The sequence below is a fragment of the Porphyromonas sp. oral taxon 278 str. W7784 genome, from assembly GCF_000467855.2.
GTDB lineage: Bacteria > Bacteroidota > Bacteroidia > Bacteroidales > Porphyromonadaceae > Porphyromonas.
Genome location: NZ_KI259258.1, coordinates 215584 through 240684, shown reverse-complemented (window position 1 = coordinate 240684; position 25101 = coordinate 215584). Strand labels below are relative to the sequence as shown.

Here is a 25101-nt window from a genome sequence, read left to right as displayed (position 1 = left end):
TTTCGATCGGGGACGCCCTCCTTCGACCGAAGGCCCCGCCCGACTTACCCGAAGGGCGACGAACGACCAAGGGCAAAGCCCCGACTTCTCCTAGGTGAAAGACTCGGTGCTCCATCGAAGATACGGGCCTTCTCACCGCTTAGCATCCGAACGACAAGCCGTAAGAAGACAAAAAATCACCTGTGATCTCACGCTCCATTGCAGGTAATAGCACGAGAGATCACAGGTGACGGAAGGGGGATTAGCCTCAGCAGAAGGCGCTTCAGTAAGGAAATGGCCTTATCTCGACAAAGTAAGGGCGAAGGCAAGTGCTACCATTCGCCATCCCTGCTAAATATGGATTTCGGAGGAATGGACGACGATCGGGCGAACGCTGACGATGGCATGCACGTTCTTCTCTTCGGCGACGGGGGTGAGATCAGCCGTAAGGTCGGGTGGCACAGGCGTCCCTGGGCGAAGGATCTGCGTGAGACGGATGCGATATTCAGCGCCACGCACCACCCCATAGCGACCGATCGAGGTCTTGGTCGGCGCCTTCGTGTCGTCGAAGTGGCGGATGGGCACGACGTAGTAATTATACCCTCGGTAGTAGAAGCGTAGATCGCCCTTCTCAAATGGAGCGGTGAATGAGTCCTCATTGATGCGAGCCGCCTTCACCGCTTCAGCTAGAGTGGAGTCGTCGAAGTCGTCTGAACGGATCCACTCCTTCATCTGACTCTCCGTGTAGTACTTGCCACGGAAGCTCACCCAGCCTTCATTTTCCCGGAGCGTTAGCCCACCGGGGATGTAGGGGAAGCGGATGACGAGCGAGGGAAGAGCGCCTACGAGGTAAGCCGTCGGCGGAAGCGTCGTCTCACGTGCATAGGCATGGATGTTGGAGACAGCCGTAGCGAGCGCCTGCTCATCGGGTAGGAGTCTAGCCAGATAGATATCCTCCCCGCCTTCGTGGCTCGTCATCCTATCCAGAGCAAAGTGCGAGAGGAGCTCAGTGAGCGACCGAGGAGCGCTGTCCTTCCACTCCTGACACATGCGACTCGTGGGATAGCGGGCCTCGGGGTGCGACCCATCACCCGCCACTTCACTACCACCGGTGCGAAGAAGTCCCAGTGGACGCAGGGGCGCTGTATAGCGAGCCTGGGGAGATAGCACGTAGCCCGCAGGCGCACTACCACGCTTCGCTCCCCCCGCTAGCCGTGGCTCGCCGTAGACCAGCACACGAGCCAGCACCGACTCCAGCTGGATCCGGACCTGAGGTGTGGTACTGGAGAAGGCGGCCGACGTGACGGTGACGGGCCCTTGTTCGTTGAGGAGGCTCACCGTGAGCTGCGATCCTTGGGTAGCTAGCTCGTCCGTATAATAGTGCTCGTAGCCTGTGAGCTGGGTGAGAGGACTCCCGACGGCTGTGCGTGCGACAAGTTTGGTCGTAGGATTAGCGATGACGACGAGCTTATAATTGCCTTCGGGCAAAGCGAGTACGAGATCTGAGAGGTCAGTCGACGGGGAGACCGAGAGCTCTCTGACCTGTGTCACCACGGACTTCTCAGGAGAATAGAAGACAAATCTCAGAGAGGAGATCCGAAGCATCGGGTCTTCGGCCTCCAGCCCACGAAGGACGATGGAGCGAGGTGTGGCGATCGAGAGGTGAAGTACAGAGCCCTTCGGCTGGGGCTGTGGGAGCGGATAGCCTGAGTCTCTATGAGAGCAAGCTGTGAGTACAAGCCCCACGAAGAGGGCAATACAGCAGATGACTGCTGGGATGTATCGAAGGGAAGAAGTGCGTCTCATGATGATCATGGGGTGTGTGGTAGGTAAGAAGGTCGGGGAAAAAGAAAACCTCCGAATAGGCTTAGGGCACTATTCGGAGGTTTCGTAAGAGAGTGCTCTTAGACGAGCTCGTGAATGATCAGACCGGAGCGGAGCTTAGGCTCGAACCATGTCGTCTTAGGTGGCATGATATTACCTGAATCTGCGATGTCGATGAGCTGTTTCATCGAGACGGGATATAGGGCAAGTGCGAACTTCATCTCACCACTATCGACTCTCTTCTTCAGTTCACCGAGGCCGCGAATACCGCCGACGAAGTCGATGCGCTTATCTGAGCGGAGGTCCTTGATACCGAGGATCTCGTCGAGGATGAGGTTAGAGGAGATCGTCACGTCAAGTACCCCGATCGGATCGTGGTCGTCATAGGTGCCGGGCTTAGCTGTGAGCGAATACCAGTGATCACCTAGGTAGAGGGAGAAGTTGTGCAGAGCCTGAGGCTTGTAGATCTCTGTCCCCTTGTCCTCGACGATGAAGTTCTTCTCGAGTTTCTTGAGAAGTTCTTCCTTAGTGAGGCCATTGAGGTCCTTGACAACACGATTGTAGTCGATGATCGTCAGCTGATCGTCAGGGAAGCACACGGCCATGAAGTAGTTGTATTCCTCATTGCCGGTGTGGTTGGGGTTCTGCTTGCGCTTCTCATCTCCCACAAGAGCAGCCGCAGCCGAGCGATGGTGACCATCGGCGATATAGAGCGCAGGCATCTCAGCAAAGAGCTCGGTGATGCGCTTGATATCACTTGCCTCGTCGATGATCCAGAATTCGTGCCCGAATCCATCGAGAGGAGCGACGAAGCTGTAGACAGGCTCCTTAGCCGTGTACTTAGCGACGATCTTGTTGATCTCGTCCTTCGAGGGATAAGCGAAGAAGACGGGTTCGATATTCGCATTATTCACACGGACGTGCTTCATGCGGTCTTCTTCCTTATCACGGCGAGTCAGCTCGTGCTTCTTAATGACTCCAGACATATAGTCTTCGACAGCGGCGCAGACTACAAGGCCATACTGCGTCTTACCACCCATAGTCTGGGCGTAGATGTAGTAATTCTCCTTGGGATCTTGTACGAGCCAGCCCTTGTCTCTAAAGAGACGGAAGTTCTCAGCTGCCTTCTGGTAGACCTTCTCTTCATGCTCATCGGTGCCCACAGGGAAGTCAATCTCTGGGCGGATGATATGATAGAGCGACATCTCATTGCCTTCAGCTTCGGCGCGAGCTTCGTCACTATTGAGTACGTCATAGGGGCGAGAAGCCACACGCTCTACGAGTTCCTGAGGAGGACGTATGCCACGGAACGGTTTGATGATAGCCATAGAGGATCGGTATCTATTGAGAATGGGGTGATACTTACGGGCGAACTACTTGTTGAGACGGAAGCGTTCGTTGCCTTCCTTGATGAAGCCGACGATCTGACGAGCCGCAGCGAGCCCGGCATTTGTATTAGCTTCAGCAGTCTGTGCACCCATCTTCTTAGGCGTGGAGAAGTAACGTTCGCCAGCAGCTGCCTCAAACTCTTCGTGTGCTGCAGGGCGGATGTCAGCCAGATAGCGAAGGTCTTCACGCTCCTTCAGCAGAGCGATGAGCTCGGGTTCGTTGATGATCTCCTTGCGGGCAGTATTCACCAGGATCGCCTTCTTAGGTAAGAGGCTCACCAGTTCACGACCGATCGAGCCCTTGGTCTCTGGAGTAGCAGGGATGTGTAGCGATACGACGTCACAGGTAGAGAAGAGTTCCTTCTGCGAAGCTACGGCATGTACACCCTCCTTTTCTATTACTTCTGCGGGGGTGAATGGGTCATAAGCATAGATATCCATGCCGATACCCTTAGCGATACGTGCTACATTGCGCCCCGTGTTGCCATAAGCAAGGAGGCCGAGTTTCTTATCCTTGAGCTCCGTACCAGAGGCACCATTGAAGCGATTGCGCACGGAGAAGAGCAGGAGAGCGAAGACAAGTTCGGCCACCGCATTAGCATTCTGACCAGGCGTATTCATGACACAGACACCGTGAGCTGTAGCAGCTTCGAGGTCGACATTGTCGTATCCAGCTCCGGCACGTACTACGATCTTGAGCTGACGTGCAGCATCGAAGACCTCCTTGTCTATGATATCGCTGCGGATGATGATCGCATCGACGTCAGCGACTGCGGCTAGGAGTTCGGACTTTGCGGTGTACTTCTCCAGGAGGACTACGTCAAATCCAGCTTCGGATAGAATCTGCTTGATGCCAGCTACAGCAGGTGCTGCGAATGGCTTTTCGGTGGCGATGAGAACCTTTGACATGATGTATTGATGTGTATTGTGTGTAGACTAGGATAGAGCGACGGCACAGACCACTCGCGCCCACAGCGAGGAGGGTCGGGATGATCTGTGCCGTCGTATAGATCTCGTACGAGAGTGGGAGCGAATTAGTGCTTACGTTCGAATTCCTTCATGAGATTCACGAGGAACTCTACGCTACTCTTAGGAAGCGCATTGTAGAGAGAAGCACGGAAACCACCAACAGAGCGGTGTCCCTTGAAGCTGTAAATTCCACGAGAGACAGCGAAGTCGTGGAACTCCTGTTCCAGCTCCTTGTACTCGTCATTGAGTACGAAGCAGACGTTCATGATGGAGCGGTCTTCGGCGTTGACCGTGCCACGGAAGAGGCGGTTGCGGTCGATCTCGTCGTAGAGGATAGCAGACTTCTCGAGGTTCATCTGTTCGAGGACCTTCACACCACCGAGTTCCTTGTACCACTTCATTGTCTGAAGAGCTACGTATACTGGGAAGACAGGAGGCGTATTGTACATCGAATCCTTGAAGTGTACATCGTACTTCAGCATCGTGGGGATGATACGATTGTCTTCGATATGGCCGACTGCATCACGACGTACGATGACGAAGGTGACCCCTGCAGGTGCGATGTTCTTCTGAGCACCACCATAGATCAGGTCGTACTTCGATACATCTACTTGGCGAGTGAAGATATCCGAGGACATGTCACCGACGAGGCGGACGTTGACATTAGGGTCGTAGCGAAGCTCAGTACCATAGACCGTGTTGTTGGTCGTGATGTGGAGGTAGTCGACATCACTGGGGACTTCGTTCTTTTCCCAAGGCTTTGGATACCAGACATAGTTGTCATCCTTAGAGGAGAACGTGACAACTTCCCCGAAGGCTTTTGCTTCCTTAGCAGCCTTATTAGCCCACGTACCTGAGTCTATATAGGCAGCCTTCTTCTTAAGTAGGTTCATTGGGACCTGAGCGAACTGCAAGCTAGCACCGCCCCCAAGGAAGAGGACTTCGTAGCCTTCAGGGATGTCGAGGAGCTCCTTCATGATATTACGAGCTTCCTCCATCGTAGCAGAGAATTCCTTTGCACGATGAGATACTTCGAGGATAGATAGACCTGTACCCTGATAATTGAGTACTGCAGAGGCGGCGTCTCTGATCACGCTCTCATCGAGGATCGATGGTCCGGCTGAGAAATTGTGCTTCTTCATAAGAGCAGATATTTGTGTAGATGAATATTTAGAAACGTATTCGAGAGTAAAGTGGTCGCGCACACCGGGACCATTAGCTCTACTCACAGCAAAGTTATCAATAAAAAGGTTAATCGCAAGCGCTGACAAACCCTTTGTACATACGGATAAAAAGCACCGTCAGCAAGCCTCTAAAACACAGCATACTAAAATAATTAAGCATCCACTTTTACTGCACTTCCGACCCGCTTATCCTGTGATAATGACACGGACTTCCGTAAAACTCACCACTCACCTCCGGCTGAATCGTAGACAAACGTCAAGAGCATCCAGCCAGACGGACGGCAAAGGGAGTAGCCCTTCTCGGAGAAGGAAGAGGCGCCCTACCTACAAGCGAGGGTGGTACAATGAGCAAGTAGGACAGCCATCACAAATAATTGGGGATACTATTACGGGTAAGAATCATCAACATCACCTGTAGCGAACTTCGGTCACCATATACATGGAGATCTGGACATCCTACTGCTTGAGGCACCGACTCCATAATAATAAGGGCTGGGCACCCTCCAAAGAAGGTGTCCAGCCCAATAGATGACGGAGGTGCGGACGAGCGAAGAGCTCCCGCATCCCAAATACTTGCGCCCCTAGCTGAGGGCAGCGATACGGACGATCTCCGATACCGTCGGGTGTGGGAAGACGATACGGGCCAGCTCAGCGAGTGTCATTCGCTGCTCTACCGCCATGATAGCAGGGACGAGAATCTCCGAAGAACCATTGCCGAGCATATGTGCGCCGAGGATCACTCCTTCGCTATCGGTGAGGAGCTTGCAGAAACCATTACCCTGCTCGTTCTCGATGACGAAGCGCCCAGAGAGGGACATCGGCACTCGGTGTACCTGATAGTCTACCCCTGCAGTACGGAGCTCTTGCTCGGTCTGTCCTACAGAAGCGATCTCGGGATCTGTATAGACGATCCCTGGGATAGCCCGATAGCTCATCGCATCTGGATAATCAGTGATGTGGTGGACAGCCACCTGTCCTTCACGAGCTGCGGTATGAGCGAGCATGGACACGCCGTTGACGTCGCCGACGGCATAGATACCCGGCACCGAAGTCTCAAGATGTTCGTCCACGACGATAGCGCCACGCTGGAGCTCGACACCTACAGTCTCCAGCCCAAGTCCATCAGTCACGGCTCGGCGTCCTACGCTGACCAGGAGCTTATCGAAGGGGATCTCCAGCTGCTCACCCTCATGCTCGGCGATAACCCGGCCGTCACGCACGGCGGTCACCTTCGTCGAGAGGTGGAACTTCACCTTACGCTTCTCGAAGGCCTGCTGTAGTTCCGTCGAGAGCTCTTCGTCCATCGGTCCGAGGATCTTAGGCAGCATCTCCACGACCGTCACGTCGATGCCGAGCGTAGAGAAGAGTGAGACGAACTCCATCCCAATGACTCCACCACCGAGTACCACGATACTCTTGGGGAGTTCTTCTACTTCGAGGGCTTCGCGTGCAGTCCAGTAGGGGACGTCGCTCAGTCCATCGATCGGCGGGATGAAGGCTTTGGAGCCCGTGGCTATGATCACTCGGCGAGCCGAATAGCTGGATTCGCCGGCTGCGATCGTGAAGCCGTCGGCCGTCTTATCCGTGAGGCGAGCCTCTTCGGTGACGATCTCGACGCCGTGATTCTGGAGACCAAGTCGGATACCAGCGCCCAGCTTCTTGAGGATCTTTGTCTTGCGGGACATGACCTTCGATAGCTCGAAGGAAGCTTCAGGGATAGTCACGCCGTATTTCTTCCCTTCGAGGGCTTCGGAGAGCAGGTGAGCGGAGCGGAGAAGAGTCTTTGTCGGGATGCAACCTTCATTAAGGCAGACCCCGCCGAGCTTGTTCTTCTCGAAGAGGATTACTTTGAGTCCGTGTGCGGCTGCGTGCTCTGCAGCGTCCGTTCCACCGGGACCGGCACCGATGATAGCTAAGTCGTAGTTCATTGCGCTTCGTTGAGTTGGGTGAAGTATATATATAATGGAGTAGTCTCGCTAATTATATATGGGATAACCCCATTGATTACAATGTAGCAGTCTAACTAAGTCCCTCGATATGTCCGTCGATGAAGTCGATCTTCTCGGCCTGTGGCACCTTCGGAAGACCAGGCATTCGCACGAGCGTCCCTAGGACAAGGACGATCATCTCTGCGCCTGTGTTGATGACGACATCACGTACCTCGAGGTCGAAGTCCCGCACACTGCCGTAGGCCGTCGGGTCATCGCTGAAGGAATACTGAGTCTTGGCGATGCAAATGGGGAATCGTGACCAGCCGTGTCGTGCGATACGGTCGAGCTGCTTACGAGCCTTTGCGGAGAAATTGATGGAGCGAGCACCGTAGATCTGCCGTGCGACCTCGGTGGCTTTCTCTTCGATCGAAGCCTCGAGAGGGTAAGTGAAGCGGAGCGGTGCAGAAGGTTGCTCCTCGATGGTATTGATGACGAGCTCGGCAAGAGCTTCTGCGCCCTTCCCGCCTTCGCCAAAGGCGGTGTTGACTGCGAAACCAACGCCTTGCTTCTGGCAATGCTCGCGGACGAGTTCTATTTCTCGGTCGGTGTCGGTAGCGAAGCGATTGAAGGCCACTACTACTGTTTGGCCGAAGCTCTGCAGGTTAGCGATGTGCCGATCGAGGTTAGTCAAGCCCTGACGTACGCCTTCGAGGTTCTCTTCCTTCAGTGACTTTTCGTCGACTCCGCCGTGCATCTTCAGCCCGCCGAGGGTAGCGACGAGCACCGTTAGCGCTGGTTGGAGTCCCGCTGTACGGCACTTGATGTTGTAGAACTTCTCAGCGCCGAGGTCAGCACCGAATCCCGCCTCGGTGATTGTGTATTCCGAGTGAGCGAGTGCCATGCGAGTGGCGAGGATCGAATTACATCCGTGGGCAATGTTGGCGAATGGTCCGCCGTGGATGAAGGCTGGAGTGTGCTCCGTCGTCTGTGCTAAGTTGGGCTTGATGGCGTCTAATAGCAGGACGGTGATGGCACCAGCCACGCCGAGATCACGTACGGTGAAGGGCTCGCCTGCCTTAGTGTAGCCGAGAAGTATATTCTCAAGTCGGCGGCGAAGATCGTCCAGCGACGTGGAGAGACAAAGGATCGCCATGATCTCCGATGCTGGCGTGATGTCGAATCCTGATTCAGCGGGCACGCCATTGATCGTACCGCCGAGCCCCGTGACTACGGAGCGCAGAGCTCGGTCATTGATATCGAGGACGCGCTTCCAGAGGACTTCGCTGAGGCCCTTATCGGTATTGCGGTTCTGATAAATGTAATTGTCCAGGAGGGCGGTGATCATGTTGTGCGCCGAAGTGATGGCGTGGAAGTCCCCCGTGAAGTGCAGGTTGATCTTCTCCATCGGGAGAACTTGGGCGTAACCACCTCCAGCGGCGCCGCCCTTCATCCCAAAGCAGGGGCCGAGTGACGGCTCACGGAGGGCGACTACGGCCTTCTTTCCGAGGCGATTCATCCCCAGCGCCAGACCGATCGACACGGTAGTCTTACCGATACCGGCCTTTGTCGGGGTGATGGCTGTGACAAGGATGAGCTTGCCGGGCTTGTTAGGCGAACTGAGTTCTGCTAGATCCACCTTGGCAAGACTTCTGCCGTAGTGCTCTAAGTGGTGTGTGGGGATAGCGACTTGGTCTGCTATCTTCTCGATCGGCTCAAGCACAATCGAGCGGGCGATTTCGATGTCGGTCTTCATAGCCTTGCGTTTCTATGTAAATGATGCCTCAAATATACGAATTAATAGCCTCTACTCCACCCCGTAACCGATAATTCTCGGGGCAAGATCCGCCTGCACTTTCCTCGCCCCGTGACGTCACTTCCGAAGGGACTTTCTTGCCGGACCGCCTGCCGTCTCCTTCTCTTCGCTTGTCGCCTTCCCGCAGTCCTCTTCCCTTTCCTCTGTCGAAAGCCTCCGAAGTGCCTGAAAAGATGCTCCGAATCACCTTAGAACGAAAGGAAAACTAACCGAAGGAACGAAGCAAAGTAGCCGACGGGGAAGGTGAAAGCGCCCGAAGCTGGAGGCCAAACCAACCGAAGGAAAAGCCAGAAACCATTGCATGTAAATGGCGAAACACAGTAAGAAAACTTGGAAAGTGAAGGACTAAAACCTGAAGAGTGAAGGAAGAAAAGTGAGAAAGTGAAGTATGAAAAATTAAAACCACGTCCGTCGCTTAATAAAACTACGCTCGTGGTTTTATTAAGCGACGCTCGTTGCTCCATAGATCAACGAGCGTGGATTTAACTATTCATAAGGCATTTCTTCATTTACGTGCAATGGTTTCTAGCTTTTCCTTCAGATGCTTTGCGGGTTTTACTCAGGCGCTTTGACATTCTACTGTAGAGACCTTGCCTTGCTACTTCAGCTACTTTGACCTTCGACTTCGAATGCTTAATCCTTCGACAGAAGAGACCTTGCCTTACCGCTTCGGCTACTTTGACCCGCTTCTTCAGTCACTTTGCTCCCCTTCTTCGGGAAGGAGGGAGAGGAAAAGAAGAAGCCCCGCCGGCACTCAAAGGCGAGTGCGGGCGGGGCTACTTATTTCCGCAGGGTGCGGACGATAGTAGGGGAAGGCGGAATTACTTCTTCAGGTACTTGTCAAGCCAATCGAAGTAGGTGCGTTGCCAAAGAAGAGCGTTCTGCGGACGAAGGATCCAATGGTTCTCATCGGGGTAGATCAGCAGCTCGGCAGGGATACCTCGGAGCTTCGCCGCATTGAAGGCCGCCATGCCTTGGCCTGCGAGGATGCGGTAATCACGTTCGCCGTGGATGACAAGAATAGGTGTATCCCAGTTGCCCACCAGCTTGTGCGGGGAGTTGGCGAAGGTGCGCTGAGCGACAGCATTGTCCTTCTCCCAAGGCGCTCCGCCCATGTCCCAGTTGGCGAACCACATTTCCTCGGTCGTCATGTACTGCATCTCGAGGTTGAAGATACCGGCGTGGGCGATGAAGGCCTTGAAACGCTTCTGGTGAACACCCGCTAGGTAGAAGACCGAATAGCCCCCGTAGCTGGCGCCGACACAGCCAAGACGATCGGCGTCAACCCAAGGCTCCTTCTTCACTTCGTCCACTGCGGTGAGGTAGTCCTGGATGTTTTGCCCGGAATAGTCGCCACTGATCTGCTCATTCCAAGCCTTGCCGAAGCTGGGGACACCGTGACGGTTCGGGGCGATGACGATATAGCCTTGCTCAGCCATTAGACGCATGTTCCAGCGGTAAGAGAAGAACTGGCTGACGGCACTCTGAGGTCCACCCTGACAGAAGAGCAGTGCGGGGTACTTCTTAGTCTTGTCGAAGTTCGGTGGGAGGATGACCCAGACGAGCATATTACCACCGTCGGTGGTCTTGACCCAGCGCTTCTCGACGGAGATCGGGCTGAGGCGGTCGAGGGTCTCCTTATTCTCGTGGGTAAGTTGGTCTGCACGTCCCGTCTTTGGATCTACGAGGTAGAGGTCGGTGGGCAGGGTGTAGCTCTGTCTACCGGCAAGGAGGCGCCCCGCCTGAAGATCCAGGGACGTGTAGTCATGCATGCCCGTGGTGATCTGGCGGATCTTTCGGCCCTTGAGTGCGAGCTCCCAGAGCTGGGCTTCGGCGTGCTTCGTGGCGAGGAAGAAGATAGACTTGCTGTCAGGAGACCAGACCGTCTCGTCGACATCGTATTCAAAGCCATCGGTGAGGAAGGTCTTCTTCCCCGTCTTGAGCTCTTGGATGAAGAGGCGCTTCAGGTCAGCTTCGTAGCCATCACGCTCCATGCTGATCCAGCTGATCTTCGATCCGTCGGGAGAGAAGCGTGGGTGCGTGTCGTAGCCTCCGTTACCCTCGGTGATATTGCGGGTAGCACCCGAAGCGAGGTCATAGAGGTAGATGTCGGTATTCGTGGAGAGGGAATACTCAAGTCCCGTCTTCTTGCGGGAGGAATAGGCTAGCGTCTTCCCGTCGGGACTCCAGGAGAGTTCCTCCGAACCACCGAAGGGCTTGGTAGGAGCTTCATAGGGTTCGCCTTCTAATATATCCTTGCCCGAAGTGATCGGTTCGCTCCCCACCGAAGCGATGAAGATATGGGGGATGGTCTCTACCCATTCGTCCCAATGCTTGTACATCAGGTCGGTGACGATACGACCCGTGGCCTTCGGCAGGTCAGGATATACCTCCTTCGTACTCTTGCCGAAGGTGATCTCCTTGATATAAGCCAGCTTGGTCTCGTCAGGCGAGAAGAGGTAGTCAGAGAGCCCGCCTTCGATGCGAGTTACCTGCTTGCGGTCGGTGCCATCGGGAGCCATCGTCCAGACCTGAGGTTCGCCACTCTCCGAAGAGATATAGCTGATACGACGTCCCTGCTGGATCCAGCGGGCTCCGTGCAGACCGGCGATACCCTTGGTGAGCTGACGGCGACCCGTGCCGTTGCTTGCGATGGAGAAGAGTTCGGTGCGGATCTTATTCTCCTTGATGTTGGGGAAGCCGACGCTATAGACGATCGTCTTACCATCGGGCGAGAGGGACGAAGCTCCGACACGTGCTAGCGAGAGCATCATCTCAGGGGTCATGTGCTGTCCTTCGTGTGCTGAGGCGGGGAGTGTACCCACGAGCGTCGAGGCAGCGATGAGCGCAGTAAGTTGCTTCTTGATCTTCATAGGATGTATATATGTATAGGTAAGGGCGGAGGAGGCAGGAGCGCCGTGCCACTGCTAAGCGAAGTGCAGATGCAAGGCTTCCTTGAGCTTGAGCACATCGGGATTGCTCTCGGCGAGCTTACGCAGTCGGTCTTCGGGGGTGAGTATTACCTGCGCCTGCTCTTCGGGATTCTTCTCTCGGAGTGTGAGGCTAAGGGATCTATTACGAAGGCTAGTGCGGAGGAAGGCCTCTAGCTGTGGGTGCACCTCCATGACGGTCGTGCGGATAGCATCCCCTGGAGGTAGGGCCACCTCTGCCGTCGTCCCTTCGAGGAGCGTAGGGAGCTCTGCCTTGAGGATATTGCGACAGATGATCTGCTCGGGGCGAAGCTCCTGCTCGACGAAGCGCACCCAGGCCCGCTGGAGATCTTCCTCGGTGAAGGGTTGATCCTCCTGAGGCGGAGCGGGCTCAGTGGTCGTAACTGTCGCTTCGGTCTCTACAGGGGCCACCCGCCGACGTGCTCCGAAGAGTCGCTGGGTAGGTCGCCCTGCAGAAGGGGCGGGCGTGACGCTCTCAGGCTGAGGAGCTACAGGTGCCGTCGCTGGACGAGGCTGGGGCTCGGAGGGCGTGGGAGCAGGCACACTAGCCGTAGCCTCCGTCCTCACAGGCGAGGCTGGAGGCTGTGCTACTGTAGCCTCAGGAGCTACGGCAGGTCGGGGGGCTGGCGCTGAGACATTCCCTTGAGGAGCTGTCTGGGGGGAAGGGCTGGACTGAGGTGGGCTCTGAGGCGAAGGCGCTGGGGCTAGCTCAGAGCCGGTGCGAAAAAGCGAGATCAGACTCAGGAAGCTCAGCTCGAGGAGCAGACGGCGATTCGTCGCCGTTCGATACTGCTGGTCGGCCTGTACAAGCGTCTTGAGTGCAGCGAAGAGACTTGCCGGGGGGCACTGCCCAGCGATACGCTGGTAGGAGGCGGCTACTTCGGTGGGCTTCTCCAGCAGGGAGAGTGTCTCGGGGTGCTGAGCCACCAGCAGGTCACGGACGAAGGACGAGAGCCCCGAGAGGATCGTCTGCCCTTCGAAGCCCTTGTCTAGCAGTTCGTCCAGCAGGAGAAGTATCCCTCGATAGTTCCCCGCCAGTAGGAGCTCAAAGGCTCGGATGAAGTAGGTGTAGTCAAGGACATTCAGGCTATCAAGCGCATGCTCATAGGTAATATGCCCGCCAGCGAAGCTCGCTATGCGGTCAAACATCGACAGGGCATCTCGCATCCCGCCATCCGCCTTCTCAGCGATCAGCCCCAGAGCTGCTTCTTCGGCGTCGATGCCTTCGCTCTCCGCCACATACTTCAGATGCTGGGTGATATCGGGGACGGTGATCCGCTTGAAGTCATAGATCTGACAGCGGGAGAGGATCGTGGGCAGGATCTTGTGCTTCTCCGTCGTGGCGAGGATGAAGATCGCATAGGACGGGGGCTCTTCGAGCGTCTTGAGGAAGGCGTTGAAGGCCGCCGAGGAGAGCATGTGCACCTCGTCGATGATGTAGACCTTGTAGCGCCCCAGAGCGGGAGGCATGAGCACCTGCTCGGTGAGCTGGCGAATATCCTCGACGGAGTTATTCGAAGCAGCGTCCAGCTCGAAGATATTGAAGGAGCGCTGCTCGTTGAAGGCTCGGCAACTCTCGCACGCATTGCACGCCTCACCTTCGGGGGAGAGGTTCATGCAGTTGATGGTCTTGGCCAGCACACGGGCCGCCGTCGTCTTCCCGACCCCTCGAGGGCCACAGAAGAGGTAGGCGTGGGAGAGCTTGCCCGAGAGGACCGCCGTACGTAGCGTGGAGGCCATGGCCCCCTGACCTACGATACTCTGGAAGGTGTCAGGGCGGTACTTGCGTGCGGAGACGACGTAGTGGTCTGTCATTAGATTGATCTCGATGCTAGGGTTCGTCCTTAGGGTAAAAACCACCCATTTCGGAGCGTAGGAACAAAGATACGTATTAGGGCCGGAAAACAACCTACGGTAGGTCGTCGAAAAAACCTACTGTGGGTCGTCTCACCGACCTACCGTGGGTCGCAAGTGCGACCTACCGTAGGGTCCGTTTCCCCCTTCCCGAGCACCCCCACTCCGAGGCTCCAAAGAGAAGCAGGTAAACGTATCGGAGTGAGTCGCTTGCTCTACTTTTCGTATCTTTGTAGCAGTCTGCACCCTACAGAGGGTGAGACACCACATTCGATCAATCAATATCCTTTAGTCCAAAGAAGACAGAAATAGCGTATGGGAAGAGTCCTCATTATCGGTGCCGGCGGTGTCGGCACGGTAGTGGCCAAGAAGGTGGCACAGAATAGCGACGTATTCACTGAGATCATGCTCGCTAGCCGCACCAAGAGTAAGTGCGATAAGATCGCCTCCGAGATCACCAACGTCAAGATCCAGACGGCTGCCGTCGATGCTGACAATGTACCCGAGCTGGTGGCCCTAATGAAGGCCTTCAAGCCCGAGCTCGTCATCAACGTAGCACTACCCTACCAGGATCTCCATATCATGGATGCCTGCCTGGAGGCCGGTGTCAACTACCTCGACACGGCGAACTACGAGCCGCTGGACGAAGCGAAGTTTGAATACAGCTGGCAGTGGGCCTATAAGCAGCGCTTCGAGGAAGCAGGGCTGACGGCTATCCTCGGCTGTGGCTTCGACCCCGGTGTCACGGGCGTCTTCACCGCCTACGCCGCCAAGCATCACTTCGACGAGATCCACTACCTCGACATCGTAGACTGCAACGGGGGTGACCACCACAAGGCCTTCGCTACGAACTTTAACCCCGAGATCAACATCCGTGAGATCACCCAGAAGGGGAAGTACTACGAAGATGGACAGTGGCGTGAGACTGAGCCACAGGAGATCCACAAGCCACTGACCTATCCCGGCATCGGTGTCCGTGAGTCGTACCTCCTCTATCACGAGGAGCTGGAGTCGCTCGTCAAGAACTACCCCACCCTGCGTCGTGCACGCTTCTGGATGACCTTCGGGCAGGAATACCTCACCCACCTACGCGTCATGCAGAACATCGGGATCACCCGCATCGACCCCGTCCTCTACAACGGCGTAGAGATCGTACCTATCCAGTTCCTCAAGGCGATCCTCCCCAACCCCGGAGAGCTCGGTGAGAACTACACCGGCGAGACCTCCATCGGCTGTCGTATCCGTGGGATCAAGGACGGCAAGGAGAAGACCTACTACGTCTGGAACAACTGCAGCCATCAGGCCGCTTACCAGGAGACGGGTGCCCAGGGCGTGAGCTACACGACGGGCGTACCCGCTACGATCGGTGCCCTGATGTTCTTCAAGGGCCTGTGGCGCCGTCCAGGTGTATATAATGTAGAGGAGTTCGATCCCGATCCATTCATGGAGCAGCTCATGAAGCAGGGTCTGCCCTGGCATGAGCAGTTCGACCTGGATCTCGAGCTCTGATCCCCCCATATTCCTAGCACACATGACAGAGGCTGTATCCTTCGCTTAGTCCCCTCGTGGGACAAGGTCGGGGTACAGCCTCTGCCCTTACCATACACATCACACATCTCACACATCACCTCGCTCAACTACAGATTATGAACGTCCTACTCATCGTAGACCCTCAGAACGACTTCATCACCGGTACCCTCCCTGTCCCAGGAGCAACCGCTGCGATGGACTACATCACCGCTTGGACCCGAGAGCACCATGCGGAGTACGATGCCATCATCATCACCATGGACCAGCATCCTGCTGATCACTGTAGCTTCGAAGTACAGGGGGGACAGTGGCCCATCCACTGCGTCCGCTTCACCGTCGGGGCTGCGCTCTACCCTCCTCTAGCAGACGTCATCATGGACCTCAAGCGCAAGGGGATGAACGTCCTCTTCATCCCTAAGGCCATGACCCGTCAGAAGGATGCCTACAGTGCCTTCCATGATGCCGTGCCCGACCTCCTGATGAATGCCATGCGTGTCGACATAGCAGGTCTGGCGGGTGACTACTGCGTCAAGTGCACCATCGAAGACCTACGTCGCCTGCTCCACATCACAGAGATCCGCACCATCGACCAGGGTATCGCTTGGATCGGTGAGCCCCAGCCTCTTCTCTAGCCCCACCGCTAACCATACGAGCTAACCCATACGACAATGAAACGACTCATCGCTACCCTTAGCCTCCTAGCTATGCTCGCAGCCTGTCACTCCTCCTCTACGAAGGAGAACCCGCTACTCACCGAGAGTACTCTGGACTACCATGCGCCAGACTTCAGCAAGATCCGCCCTGAGCACTTCATCCCCGCCATCGAAGAGGGGATACGTATCCAGCTGGCCGAGATCGACAGCATCACCAAGAATCCCGAAGCTCCGACCTTCGAGAATACCGTCCTAGCGTATGAGAAGTCCGGACGACTCCTTGCCCGTGCTACCGCCATCCTCTCAGGGCTCGTCGGTGCCGACGGCACGGAGGAGCTCCAGAAGATCGACGAAGAGACTACCCCCATGCTCTCCGATCATCAGGATGCCCTCCTGCTGAACGAGAAGCTCTTCGCCCGTATCAAGGCCGTCTACGACCAGCGCGCTAGTCTCAAGGGCGAAGACCTACGCCTCACCGAGCTCCTCTATGATCAGTTCGTCCATGAAGGAGCGCTCCTCTCACCCCAAGACAAGGAGGAGCTCAAGAAGATCAATAGCGAGATCGCCGTCCTTCAGACCAAGTTCACCAATCAGGTGAATGCAGGGACTAAGGCCGCCGCCGTCCTCGTGGATCGAGTAGAAGACCTCGATGGCCTCTCCGAAGAAGCCATCGCTCGTGCTGCCGAAGCGGCTACTCAGGCTGGGCAGAAAGGTAAGTACCTCCTCGAGCAAGCCAACACCACCCGCCCAGGCTATATCGCCGAGCTGAACAACCGAGACCTGCGTCGTCGTGTGCTCGAAGCCTCGCTCAATCGTTGCTCCGGAAGCGATAGCACAGGCACCCACGCCACGATCACCCGCATCGCAGAGCTTCGTGCCACCAAGGCCAAGCTCCTCGGCTTCTCCAGCTTCTCTGCCTGGGCTCTGAGTGACCAGATGGCACAGCGCCCCGAGGCCGTCCTTCGCCTCGTCGACCAGCTCGCTCCAGCCTGCCGTGCCAAGGTAGCCGAAGATGCTGCCGAGCTACAAGCCTTCGCACAGAAGACCGAAGGTAAAGAGTTCAAACTCGAAGCTTGGGACTGGGACTACTATGCCGAACGTCTGAAGAAGGAGAAGTTCGACCTCAATGAGTCCGACCTCAAGCCCTACTTTGTCCTCGACAGCATCCTAGAGAATGGTATCTTCTTCGCCGCTAACCGCCTCTACGGTCTGACCTTCAAGCCTCGTCCTGACATCCCCGTCTATGCAGACGGCGTGAAGGTCTATGAGGTCTTCGACAAGGACAACACCCCACTGGCCCTCTTCTACACCGACTACTTCCGTCGCCCCACCAAGACCGGTGGCGCCTGGATGTCCAACTTCGTCCAGCAGAGCACCCTCTTCGGTACGAAGCCTGTCATCTACAACGTCTGCAACTTCCCCGCCCCTGCCAAGGGAGCTCCTGCCTTCCTGTCGTCGGACAACGTAGAGACGATGTTCCATGAGTTCGGGCACGCACTCCACGGCATCTTCGCTTCGCAGAAGTACGAGACCCTCTCGGGGACTAACACCCCACGAGACTTCGTCGAGATGCCTTCGCAGTTCAACGAGCATTGGATGACCGACTCCGTCGTCCTGCGCAACTACGCACGCCACTACCAGACGGGCGAGCCCATGCCTCAGGAACTGATCGACAAATTCAAGGCCTCGGCGAACTTCGGTCAGTCCTATGCGCTCGGTGAGAACCTCGCCTCCGTGACCATCGACATGGCCTGGGGACTACTCCCTGCAGGGACGAAGATCACCGACGTGGATGCCTTCGAGCGTGAAGCCCTGACGAAGTCGGGTCTTCCCTTCACCCTCGTGCCTCCCCGCTACCGCTCGGCTTACTACCTCCATGTCTTCGGTGGTGGCTACGCCTCAGGGTACTATTCCTACCTCTGGACCGAAGTCCTCGATGACAATATCTTCGACTGGTTCCAGGCGCACGGCGGTATGACTCGTGAGAATGGTCAGCGCTTCCGTGACCTCGTCATCTCACGAGGCAACACGAAGCCCGTCGGCACGTTCTTCACCGAATTCACAGGGCTCACCGAGCCCGATATGTCGAGCCTACTCCGCTCTCGTGGCCTAGCAAAGTAAGCTCCGACTGCCCCAACGAGCAAGCCCCGAGCATCAGATGATCTGATGCTCGGGGCTTACTCATTTTTATCATTTGGGTAGGAAAATCGCCTTCGTCTTCACCCCTCAGAAAGGGGACAAAAATCGGGTCATTTCTCATCCCTTCACCTCACCCCATCCAAGGTCGAGACTCCCCGCTTACCAAGCGGGATCTACAGCCCCTTTCTCCCCTTCCCACAAAGAGGCTAAAAAGTGACCTACGGTAGGTCGCAAGAAAAACCTACTGTAGGTCGCCTTGACGACCCACGGTAGGTCGTCGAAGCGATCCACCGTAGATCCCCAAACCACCCTACTTCGGGGTCTACTTCTTCCCCCTTGTTAGCAAGTCAGATGCGGTAGCGAGCTGGACACAGCGATCGAATTAGTGATGCGACTCTTCTCCTGCTCGGCATGCGCACCTAGCTCTTCCTCAGATGCAGGCTCGTGATCAGAGAGGTACACTATCATACCTCAGCCCTAGTGGAAGGATAAGCTAAGGAGTTAGAGTAAGAGGAAATAGCTATTTTTGCCTCGCAAGACAAATCCTCTATTTCACTATTCTCCCCCTATGAGTACAAGCTCTACCCCTAATTTTTCGTCTGTCATCACAGCCCTGCGCTTCCCTCTCATCCTCTTCGTCGTAGCCATTCACCTCGTCGGAGAAGATCTGAGGCTACCACAGTGGGGCACTTCGGACTGGTTCTACCTATATACCACCGAGTTTATATCTCATAGCTTAGCTCGAATCGCTGTACCCATGTTCTTCTTCATCTCTGGCTACTATGCTTTCTACAAGAAGGATTGGAGCCAACGCTCGGTATGGACTATCGAACTGAAGAAGCGAGTAAAGACACTACTTGTACCCTATCTCCTTTGGAATAGTCTCTACATCATCATACTCCTATCCAAGACCCAGCTAGAGACCAGACTAGGCTCAGGTCCTCACGATCCATTCTATATCACAAGTATCCCCGAGTTCCTAAGCTATTATTGGAATGAGGTCATCGTCTACCCTCTCTGGTACCTACGAGATCTAATCGTACTCTGTGCTCTTAGCCCCATCCTCTATCGACTCATCACATGGAGCAGGGGCTATATCCTTCTCCCTCTATTCGTATGCTTCCTTATGGCTTGGGAGTGTAGCTTTGCGGAGTTTGGCTTCGGCACCATCTCCTTCTTCTGCTTCATGTTTGGCGGATACCTTGGCATCAAACAAATTGACCCCCTGGAGAAGCTCCAGAGGGTCAAGTATATCGCTGGTCTCATCGCCTTAGCGACAGTCTTTATCCTCCCTCTGCTTAGCCAGTGGTCAGGATATAAGACAGTAGAGAGCATCTACATCCTCACGGGTTCAGCTTCTGCCCTGCTACTAATGCAACGAGTAGGGCGAAGAGCACCCGAGGTACTCCAGCGCCTCAGTAGCCTCAACCAATATGTCTTCTTCATCTACGCCGTACATACAGTACTCCTAGTGAACTGGGCAAGAGGTATCGTCTTCCGTATCCCAGCTCTCCGAGAGGAGGGCTCTGGTGCTTTGCTTGGCTACTTCCTCATCGGAGTACTTACACTTGCCTTCAGCTTTGCTTGCTACGCCGTGATGAAGAAGGTTGCTCCTCGAGTACTATCTATCCTATCAGGTGGGAGATAATCCTCGAAGAATAGACTTAGTCGAAGAGGGCAAAGGGATCTTGCTCGGCGAAGTAAAGGTGGGTGTAGCCGGCTAAGACATTCCCCTTGCGGTAGAGGAGGGTGGGCGCAGGCTCATCCCGAGCCGTGAGCTGATGTCCCGTCGTCTCTTCCCCTCCTACTCCAGCGACGATACTGGAGTAGTGGAATTCATGCCCACGCCATTCCTTGCCTCCGACATAGAGCTTGCGGTAACCGAGCTTGAGGCGCATCCCTTCCATCGTCGCCTCTAGGTCAAGGACCCCGCACATGGGATAGCTACGGCCTTCCTCATTACGGATAGCCCGGCAGAGGTACATCATCCCTCCACATTCGGCTAGGATCTTCCCACCCGCCTCTGCATGAGCTTGGATGCTCCGTCGGGTGTGCTCTGCCTTCGTCAGCTCCGTGAGGTAGAACTCGGGGTACCCCCCAGGTAGATACAGCAGATCACACTGGGGTAGGGGCTCGTCCCTCAGCGGGGAGAAGAAGACGACTTCCCCGAAGTCCTTCAGACGAAGTACATTCTCCTCATAGATGAAGTTGAATGCTTCATCCCAGGCAATAGCGATACGTCGGGAGCTGGTGGGCTGAGGGAGTGCTTCCTCGACCTGCTGAGGGCGGGGACGGGAGCAGAGCGAGAGAAGGCGATCCAGATCGACGTGCTCCTCAAGCATCTGGGCTACCTCTTCGGGCAAGGCATCCATACGCTCCAGTTCCTCGAGCGATAGGCCGAGATGACGGGAGGGGATCTCGAGGAGCTTGGCCTTCGGGATATAGCCTAGGGGGCATACTCCAGCGTCCTCCGCCGCCTCACGGAGGAAGCGGTAATGATTCTCCGACGCCACACGATTGAAGACCACGCCTACGACCTCCGTGTCCTGACGGAAGTGCTTGAAGCCATAGAGTAGTGCCCCGACAGAATAGGCCGACGAACGGGCATCGACCAGGAGCACCGTGGGGATACCTACCGTCCGTGCTACCTCAGCCGAAGAGCCATGCATACGCACATAGCCATCATAGAGCCCCATCACGCCCTCGACGATGGTAGCATCCGCCGTCTGGGTATGCCGTGCATAGACGGCACGCACATGCTCGGGACTCATCATGAAGAGATCAAGATTGATCGACGAACTGCCACTGGCTAGGTGATGGAACTTCGGGTCGATGTAGTCAGGCCCACACTTAAAGCTCTGCACCTTCAGACCCCGCTTCTTCAATGCACGAAGAAGTCCGAGGGTAAAGGTCGTCTTGCCACTGCCCGAAGAGCCAGCGGCTACAAGTAGCTGGGGGATAGATGTAGAGGGAGTCATTGGGGTAAGGTTTGGTTGGGGAGAGAGGGAGGGCTTAGATCCTGTCCTGCCAGAGGAAGTAGCCCTTCTTCTCGAAGGTCTCTAGAGATAGGGGCTCCTTAGACAGAGCATAGAGCGCTGCTCCCGAGCCTGTCATGAGGGCGAAGTCTGCCCCGAGTCGGTAGAGCTCCGCCTTGATCTCCTTCAGCTCAGGATAGCGTGGGAAGAGGCTGGGCTCAAAGTCATTGATTACCGACGAAGACCAGGAGGAAACGGGCTGACTAAGGAGTACTTCGAGAAAAGTCTCCCTAGGCTCAATGGGAAGGAGTCCACGGAAGGCTTCGGCGGTGGAGATATGGACTTCTGGCTTGACGATCGTTAGGTGATAGCCAGCGAGCTGTGGTAGGGTAAGGGGGGTAAGCACCTCGCCTATCCCTCGACCCAAAGCAGGCTGATTGCGCACGAAGATAGGACAGTCTGCTCCGAGGCCTAGGGCGATCTGCTCCAGTTCCTCTGGGGAGAGTCCGAGGGCGCAGAGCTCATTGACAGCAGTGAGGGTGAAGGAAGCATCTGCCGATCCACCACCCATACCTGCCCCCGAAGGGATGTGCTTCGCCAGGCGAAGGGAGAGCGCAGGGAACGGGCGGACAGCACGGAGGGCTCGCACGGCACGGAGCACTAGGTTGTCACTCAGCGCTCCCGTCTCGATGCCCCCCACGACCTCTAGCCGATCCTCCTCTTCGTCTACTAGGACGGAGAGCTCTAGGACATCACAAAGGGGAATAGGAAGAAAGCCGGTCTCCAGCAGATGGTACCCATCGGAGCGTCGGCCAGTGATGAAGAGACCAAGATTGATCTTGGCATTGGGATAGACGGTCATGCTCTTATCTTTCATGCGCTATACGATCGTTGTATCTGTACAAAAGCAACGAGACTCCTCAAGAATTACTTCTTAAGGAGTCTCGCTCTCTTTCTTTGTACGCGGGATGAGATTTGAACTCACACGCCGTAACCGGCACTACCCCCTCAAAGTAGCGTGTCTACCAATTTCACCACCCGCGTATTTGAAGCTCTGCAAACTTGAGACGCTTAGCGTCAGGCTGTGCCCAGGACAGGAATCGAACCTGCACGTCTTTTGAACACTCGCACCTGAAACGAGCGCGTCTACCAATTCCGCCACCTGGGCTGACCCGTTTGCACTGCAAAGGTACAACAAAAATCGAAACGACCAAATATCCTCCCGAGAATATCCGTACCTAGCGAGGCTTCTACAGGCTACTCCTCCTTGTCGAGGGAGAATACCTGGATATGGCTAGAGCGCTTAGAACGAATACGTTCACGCCCCTCTTCGTCTCGGTAACGGAAGCGATCGTTGGGCCAGAGACCACCCTCTTTTTTCTTCTCGGAGTGCTCTCGGCGAGGGCCTCTTTCTTCCCGAGGTCTGTCATCTGTAGGGCGAGGACGACGGGGACGATCCGACGAAGAGCCACGATCGAAGTCTCGGTCTCGACGAGGGCGACTAGGCCGATCGGTACGCTCTGGACGCTCGGATCTATTTGCTCGGTCAAAGCGCTCCCCTCTCTCGGGGCGATCTCTGCGATCACGTTCGGGACGATCAGTGCGACTGGATCGGTCAAAGCACTCCCCCCTCTCGGGTCGATCCCTGCGATCACGTTCGGGACGATCCGTTCTGTCAGGACGATCAGAGCGGTCGAATGGCCTACGAGAGCGGTCAAACTCCCGGCGAGGACGCTCAGAGCGTGGGGCACGCTCTCGGCGGGGCATTTCGGGGCGACCTTCCCCACCTCGCTCACGCTTGTAGTCATCACGCTTCCCTGCGAAGAGCTCATAGCCACGGAGCTCACACTCGAGAGATCCGTTGAGCATCTTGATACGCACGCTCTGCCGAAGACCGATGGAGTCGAAGTGCTCGGGCTTGTAGGCGATGATCCACGCCTTGGAGCCGGCATAGTTATGCTTGAGGCGCTCCCCGATCATTCGGTAGAGATCTTCTATGGAGCGTGGACGTAGGCGTTCGCCGTAAGGAGGATTAGTTACCAGAAGGACGGGCGCCTCGGGAGCAGGGCAATCCTGCATAGCTCGGTGCGCTACGGTGATGATGTCCCCGAGGCCTGCCGTACGTACATTGTATCGGGCGATCTTGACGGCTTCGATCGAATTGTCCGACCCATATATATGGTGCTCGAAGGGACGAAGCTGCTCTTCGGCCTCTTGCTTGACTAGGTCGAAGAGCCCTGCATCGTAGTCGAGCCAGCGCTGGAAGGCGAAGCTTCGGCGGAAGGATCCCGGAGCGATCCCTCGGGCGATGAGCGCAGCTTCGATAAGGAGCGTACCCGAGCCACACATGGGATCGACGAAGTCCGTCGAGCCGTCCCAGCCTGCGAGAAGTAGGATACCGGCGGCAAGGACTTCACTCATCGGCGCTTCTGTCTGCGCCACACGCCAGCCACGCTTGTGGAGGCTCTCCCCTGAGCTATCCAGCGCTAGGGTCACCTCGTCATGAGCGATATGGATGTGGAAGAGGCGATCGGGATTGTCCAGACGTACCGAGGGGCGATTCTCCCCACGCTCCACGAAGTAGTCGACCAGCGCATCCTTGGCACGATAGCCTACATACTTACTGTGGGTGAAGGTCTCCGAGTAGACCACGGTGTCGAAGGCGAAGCTATCTCCAGACCGCATCCAAGCGCTCCAGTCGAGACCCTTGAGCTGGCTGTAGAGCTCGTCGGGATTCGTCGCTCGGAAGGTAGCGATAGGCAGGAGGATACGTAGGGCGGTGCGCAGGCAGTAGTTCGCCTTGTAGAGGAGCTTCTTGTCTCCGGTGAAGGAGACCATACGGCGCCCTTCCTCTATATCTGTCGCTCCGAGGGCTTCTAGTTCTTGTGCCAAGACGGGCTCCAGAGCCTGTAGCGTCTTAGCGATCATGCGAGATTCTTGCTTCATCTGATTCGTTGTCGGGATGGGGAGATAGCCCCATGGCGTAAAGATACGACTCTCCCCGTGAAGGCGCCCCTCATCGGTCGAAGAGTCTGCTCCAGAAGGCGCTCTAAGCCTGCCCTGCTGGATATATAAGAAAAGAGGTCTGATGTAGTGCTCTACATCAGACCTCCCTATTGTGTCGGGATACCAGGATTCGAACCTGGGACCCCCTGCTCCCAAAGCAGGTGCGCTAACCGGACTGCGCTACATCCCGAGCTTGGCTTTTTGGCAGAGAAGCTGTGCTATCTTCTCCGTGAGAGAAGGATGACACAGCTCCTTTAAGCGGTATGGACGGGACTCGAACCCGCGACCCCCTGCGTGACAGGCAGGTATTCTAACCAGCTGAACTACCACACCGTGCTTGGCCGTTTTGCCTTTTGACGTTGCAAAGATACTACTTTTTCCGATACCTGCAAATATTCCCTACGTTCCGCCCCACATCCTGCGGGAAAGATGGACGATTGCTAGGGCAGGAGAGGAAAAGAAAAGAGGGAGCCGAAACTCCCTCTACCGTTGTTGTCTCGCAAGGATTCGAACCTTGACAAACAGAACCAAAACCTGTTGTGCTACCATTACACCACGAGACAAGCCCTTCCATTCCGTGACAGACCCACAGAGGAGCGCACGAAATGCAGTGCAAAGATAGTACTTCGGATGGATTCGAGCAAGACCCGCCTGTTTGCTCCCTGCCGAAGGGCTCTACGTGCGGGGAGAAGAGAGCTGAGGAGAACGGGCTGGAGGACGGGCGAGTATCGGACACTTGGGGCATGGTGAGGGAAGGCAATACATATTATGTAAGAGGGCTCTTGAGTCAGCAGAATGGGAGGGGAGGCGGGGAGGGAAATTGGGGGCTCGCTCAAAGTCGCTGGATAAGCGGGTTTCGGAGGGGGCAAAAACGATCTACGGTAGGTCGTCGAAAAAACCTACTG

General features: G+C 56.0%; 15 protein-coding genes and 5 tRNA genes. 4 read left to right on the top strand and 16 right to left on the bottom strand.

Annotated features, from left to right (window positions below; genetic code table 11):
- Window positions 1-330: 330 nt before the first annotated feature.
- The 8 genes from HMPREF1556_RS07515 to HMPREF1556_RS07480 all read right to left on the bottom strand — a co-directional run bounded on the left by HMPREF1556_RS07515 (window position 331) and on the right by HMPREF1556_RS07480 (window position 13854).
- A complete protein-coding gene (locus tag HMPREF1556_RS07515) occupies window positions 331-1785 on the bottom strand; it encodes a fimbria major subunit (protein WP_198141871.1) in 1455 nt (484 codons plus the stop codon).
- 98 nt (window positions 1786-1883) lie between these two features.
- A complete protein-coding gene (locus HMPREF1556_RS07510) occupies window positions 1884-3131 on the bottom strand; it encodes a DUF1015 domain-containing protein (RefSeq protein WP_021667825.1) in 1248 nt (415 codons plus the stop codon).
- A gap of 45 nt (window positions 3132-3176) precedes the next feature.
- Window positions 3177-4100: an NAD(P)-dependent oxidoreductase gene (locus HMPREF1556_RS07505; RefSeq protein ID WP_021667824.1), complete on the bottom strand. Its 924-nt coding sequence runs from the start codon at window positions 4098-4100 to the stop codon at window positions 3177-3179.
- Between the two features lie 125 nt (window positions 4101-4225).
- Complete coding sequence (gene serC, locus HMPREF1556_RS07500; protein ID WP_021667823.1) at window positions 4226-5302, bottom strand: 3-phosphoserine/phosphohydroxythreonine transaminase; 1077 nt, start codon at window positions 5300-5302, stop codon at window positions 4226-4228.
- Between the two features lie 623 nt (window positions 5303-5925).
- A complete protein-coding gene (lpdA, locus tag HMPREF1556_RS07495) occupies window positions 5926-7272 on the bottom strand; it encodes a dihydrolipoyl dehydrogenase (RefSeq protein WP_021667822.1) in 1347 nt (448 codons plus the stop codon).
- Window positions 7273-7363: 91 nt separating this feature from the next.
- Window positions 7364-9028 carry a formate--tetrahydrofolate ligase gene (locus HMPREF1556_RS07490; RefSeq protein WP_021667821.1) on the bottom strand — a complete coding sequence of 555 codons (1665 nt, stop codon included), beginning with the start codon at window positions 9026-9028 and terminating at the stop codon, window positions 7364-7366.
- 881 nt (window positions 9029-9909) lie between these two features.
- Window positions 9910-11961, bottom strand: a complete 2052-nt coding sequence (locus HMPREF1556_RS07485; RefSeq protein ID WP_021667819.1) for a S9 family peptidase — start codon at window positions 11959-11961, stop codon at window positions 9910-9912.
- Between the two features lie 54 nt (window positions 11962-12015).
- The gene (locus HMPREF1556_RS07480) at window positions 12016-13854 is read right to left on the bottom strand and encodes a DNA polymerase III subunit gamma/tau (protein ID WP_021667818.1); all 1839 of its coding nucleotides are present in this window, start codon (window positions 13852-13854) and stop codon (window positions 12016-12018) included.
- Between the two features lie 354 nt (window positions 13855-14208).
- Between HMPREF1556_RS07480 and HMPREF1556_RS07475 the strand changes: the two genes are divergently transcribed.
- From HMPREF1556_RS07475 to HMPREF1556_RS07460, 4 genes are all read left to right on the top strand, one after another.
- Window positions 14209-15402 (top strand): saccharopine dehydrogenase family protein, encoded by a 1194-nt coding sequence (locus HMPREF1556_RS07475; protein WP_021667816.1) that lies wholly within the window; start codon window positions 14209-14211, stop codon window positions 15400-15402.
- Window positions 15403-15539: 137 nt separating this feature from the next.
- Window positions 15540-16055 carry an isochorismatase family protein gene (locus HMPREF1556_RS07470; RefSeq protein WP_021667815.1) on the top strand — a complete coding sequence of 172 codons (516 nt, stop codon included), beginning with the start codon at window positions 15540-15542 and terminating at the stop codon, window positions 16053-16055.
- Window positions 16056-16091: 36 nt separating this feature from the next.
- Window positions 16092-18197 carry a M3 family metallopeptidase gene (locus tag HMPREF1556_RS07465; RefSeq protein WP_021667814.1) on the top strand — a complete coding sequence of 702 codons (2106 nt, stop codon included), beginning with the start codon at window positions 16092-16094 and terminating at the stop codon, window positions 18195-18197.
- Between the two features lie 586 nt (window positions 18198-18783).
- Window positions 18784-19863 carry an acyltransferase gene (locus tag HMPREF1556_RS07460; protein ID WP_021667811.1) on the top strand — a complete coding sequence of 360 codons (1080 nt, stop codon included), beginning with the start codon at window positions 18784-18786 and terminating at the stop codon, window positions 19861-19863.
- A 16-nt stretch (window positions 19864-19879) separates the two neighbouring features.
- Here HMPREF1556_RS07460 and HMPREF1556_RS07455 read toward each other — a convergent pair whose 3' ends face one another.
- The 8 genes from HMPREF1556_RS07455 to HMPREF1556_RS07420 all read right to left on the bottom strand — a co-directional run bounded on the left by HMPREF1556_RS07455 (window position 19880) and on the right by HMPREF1556_RS07420 (window position 24759).
- Window positions 19880-21193, bottom strand: a complete 1314-nt coding sequence (locus tag HMPREF1556_RS07455; protein ID WP_021667810.1) for a cobyrinate a,c-diamide synthase — start codon at window positions 21191-21193, stop codon at window positions 19880-19882.
- 34 nt (window positions 21194-21227) lie between these two features.
- Window positions 21228-22067: a 4-(cytidine 5'-diphospho)-2-C-methyl-D-erythritol kinase gene (gene ispE / locus HMPREF1556_RS07450; RefSeq protein WP_021667809.1), complete on the bottom strand. Its 840-nt coding sequence runs from the start codon at window positions 22065-22067 to the stop codon at window positions 21228-21230.
- Window positions 22068-22150: 83 nt separating this feature from the next.
- Window positions 22151-22234 (bottom strand) — tRNA-Leu (locus HMPREF1556_RS07445).
- Window positions 22235-22275: 41 nt separating this feature from the next.
- Window positions 22276-22358, bottom strand: a tRNA-Leu gene (locus tag HMPREF1556_RS07440).
- Window positions 22359-22447: 89 nt separating this feature from the next.
- On the bottom strand, window positions 22448-24136 hold the full coding sequence (locus HMPREF1556_RS07435) for a class I SAM-dependent RNA methyltransferase (protein WP_021667808.1): 1689 nt from the start codon (window positions 24134-24136) through the stop codon (window positions 22448-22450).
- Between the two features lie 175 nt (window positions 24137-24311).
- Window positions 24312-24386 (bottom strand) — tRNA-Pro (locus HMPREF1556_RS07430).
- Between the two features lie 69 nt (window positions 24387-24455).
- A tRNA-Asp gene (locus HMPREF1556_RS07425) sits at window positions 24456-24529 on the bottom strand.
- A gap of 159 nt (window positions 24530-24688) precedes the next feature.
- Window positions 24689-24759, bottom strand: a tRNA-Gln gene (locus HMPREF1556_RS07420).
- Window positions 24760-25101: the final 342 nt, after the last annotated feature.

Coding starts and splice junctions, on each gene's coding strand:
- HMPREF1556_RS07515 (WP_198141871.1), bottom strand. CDS start 1,785: ATGAGACGCACTTCTTCCCTTCGATACATCCCAGCAGTCATCTGCTGT.
- HMPREF1556_RS07510 (WP_021667825.1), bottom strand. CDS start 3,131: ATGGCTATCATCAAACCGTTCCGTGGCATACGTCCTCCTCAGGAACTC.
- HMPREF1556_RS07505 (WP_021667824.1), bottom strand. CDS start 4,100: ATGTCAAAGGTTCTCATCGCCACCGAAAAGCCATTCGCAGCACCTGCT.
- serC (WP_021667823.1), bottom strand. CDS start 5,302: ATGAAGAAGCACAATTTCTCAGCCGGACCATCGATCCTCGATGAGAGC.
- lpdA (WP_021667822.1), bottom strand. CDS start 7,272: ATGAACTACGACTTAGCTATCATCGGTGCCGGTCCCGGTGGAACGGAC.
- HMPREF1556_RS07490 (WP_021667821.1), bottom strand. CDS start 9,028: ATGAAGACCGACATCGAAATCGCCCGCTCGATTGTGCTTGAGCCGATC.
- HMPREF1556_RS07485 (WP_021667819.1), bottom strand. CDS start 11,961: ATGAAGATCAAGAAGCAACTTACTGCGCTCATCGCTGCCTCGACGCTC.
- HMPREF1556_RS07480 (WP_021667818.1), bottom strand. CDS start 13,854: ATGACAGACCACTACGTCGTCTCCGCACGCAAGTACCGCCCTGACACC.
- HMPREF1556_RS07475 (WP_021667816.1), top strand. CDS start 14,209: ATGGGAAGAGTCCTCATTATCGGTGCCGGCGGTGTCGGCACGGTAGTG.
- HMPREF1556_RS07470 (WP_021667815.1), top strand. CDS start 15,540: ATGAACGTCCTACTCATCGTAGACCCTCAGAACGACTTCATCACCGGT.
- HMPREF1556_RS07465 (WP_021667814.1), top strand. CDS start 16,092: ATGAAACGACTCATCGCTACCCTTAGCCTCCTAGCTATGCTCGCAGCC.
- HMPREF1556_RS07460 (WP_021667811.1), top strand. CDS start 18,784: ATGAGTACAAGCTCTACCCCTAATTTTTCGTCTGTCATCACAGCCCTG.
- HMPREF1556_RS07455 (WP_021667810.1), bottom strand. CDS start 21,193: ATGACTCCCTCTACATCTATCCCCCAGCTACTTGTAGCCGCTGGCTCT.
- ispE (WP_021667809.1), bottom strand. CDS start 22,067: ATGAAAGATAAGAGCATGACCGTCTATCCCAATGCCAAGATCAATCTT.
- HMPREF1556_RS07435 (WP_021667808.1), bottom strand. CDS start 24,136: ATGAAGCAAGAATCTCGCATGATCGCTAAGACGCTACAGGCTCTGGAG.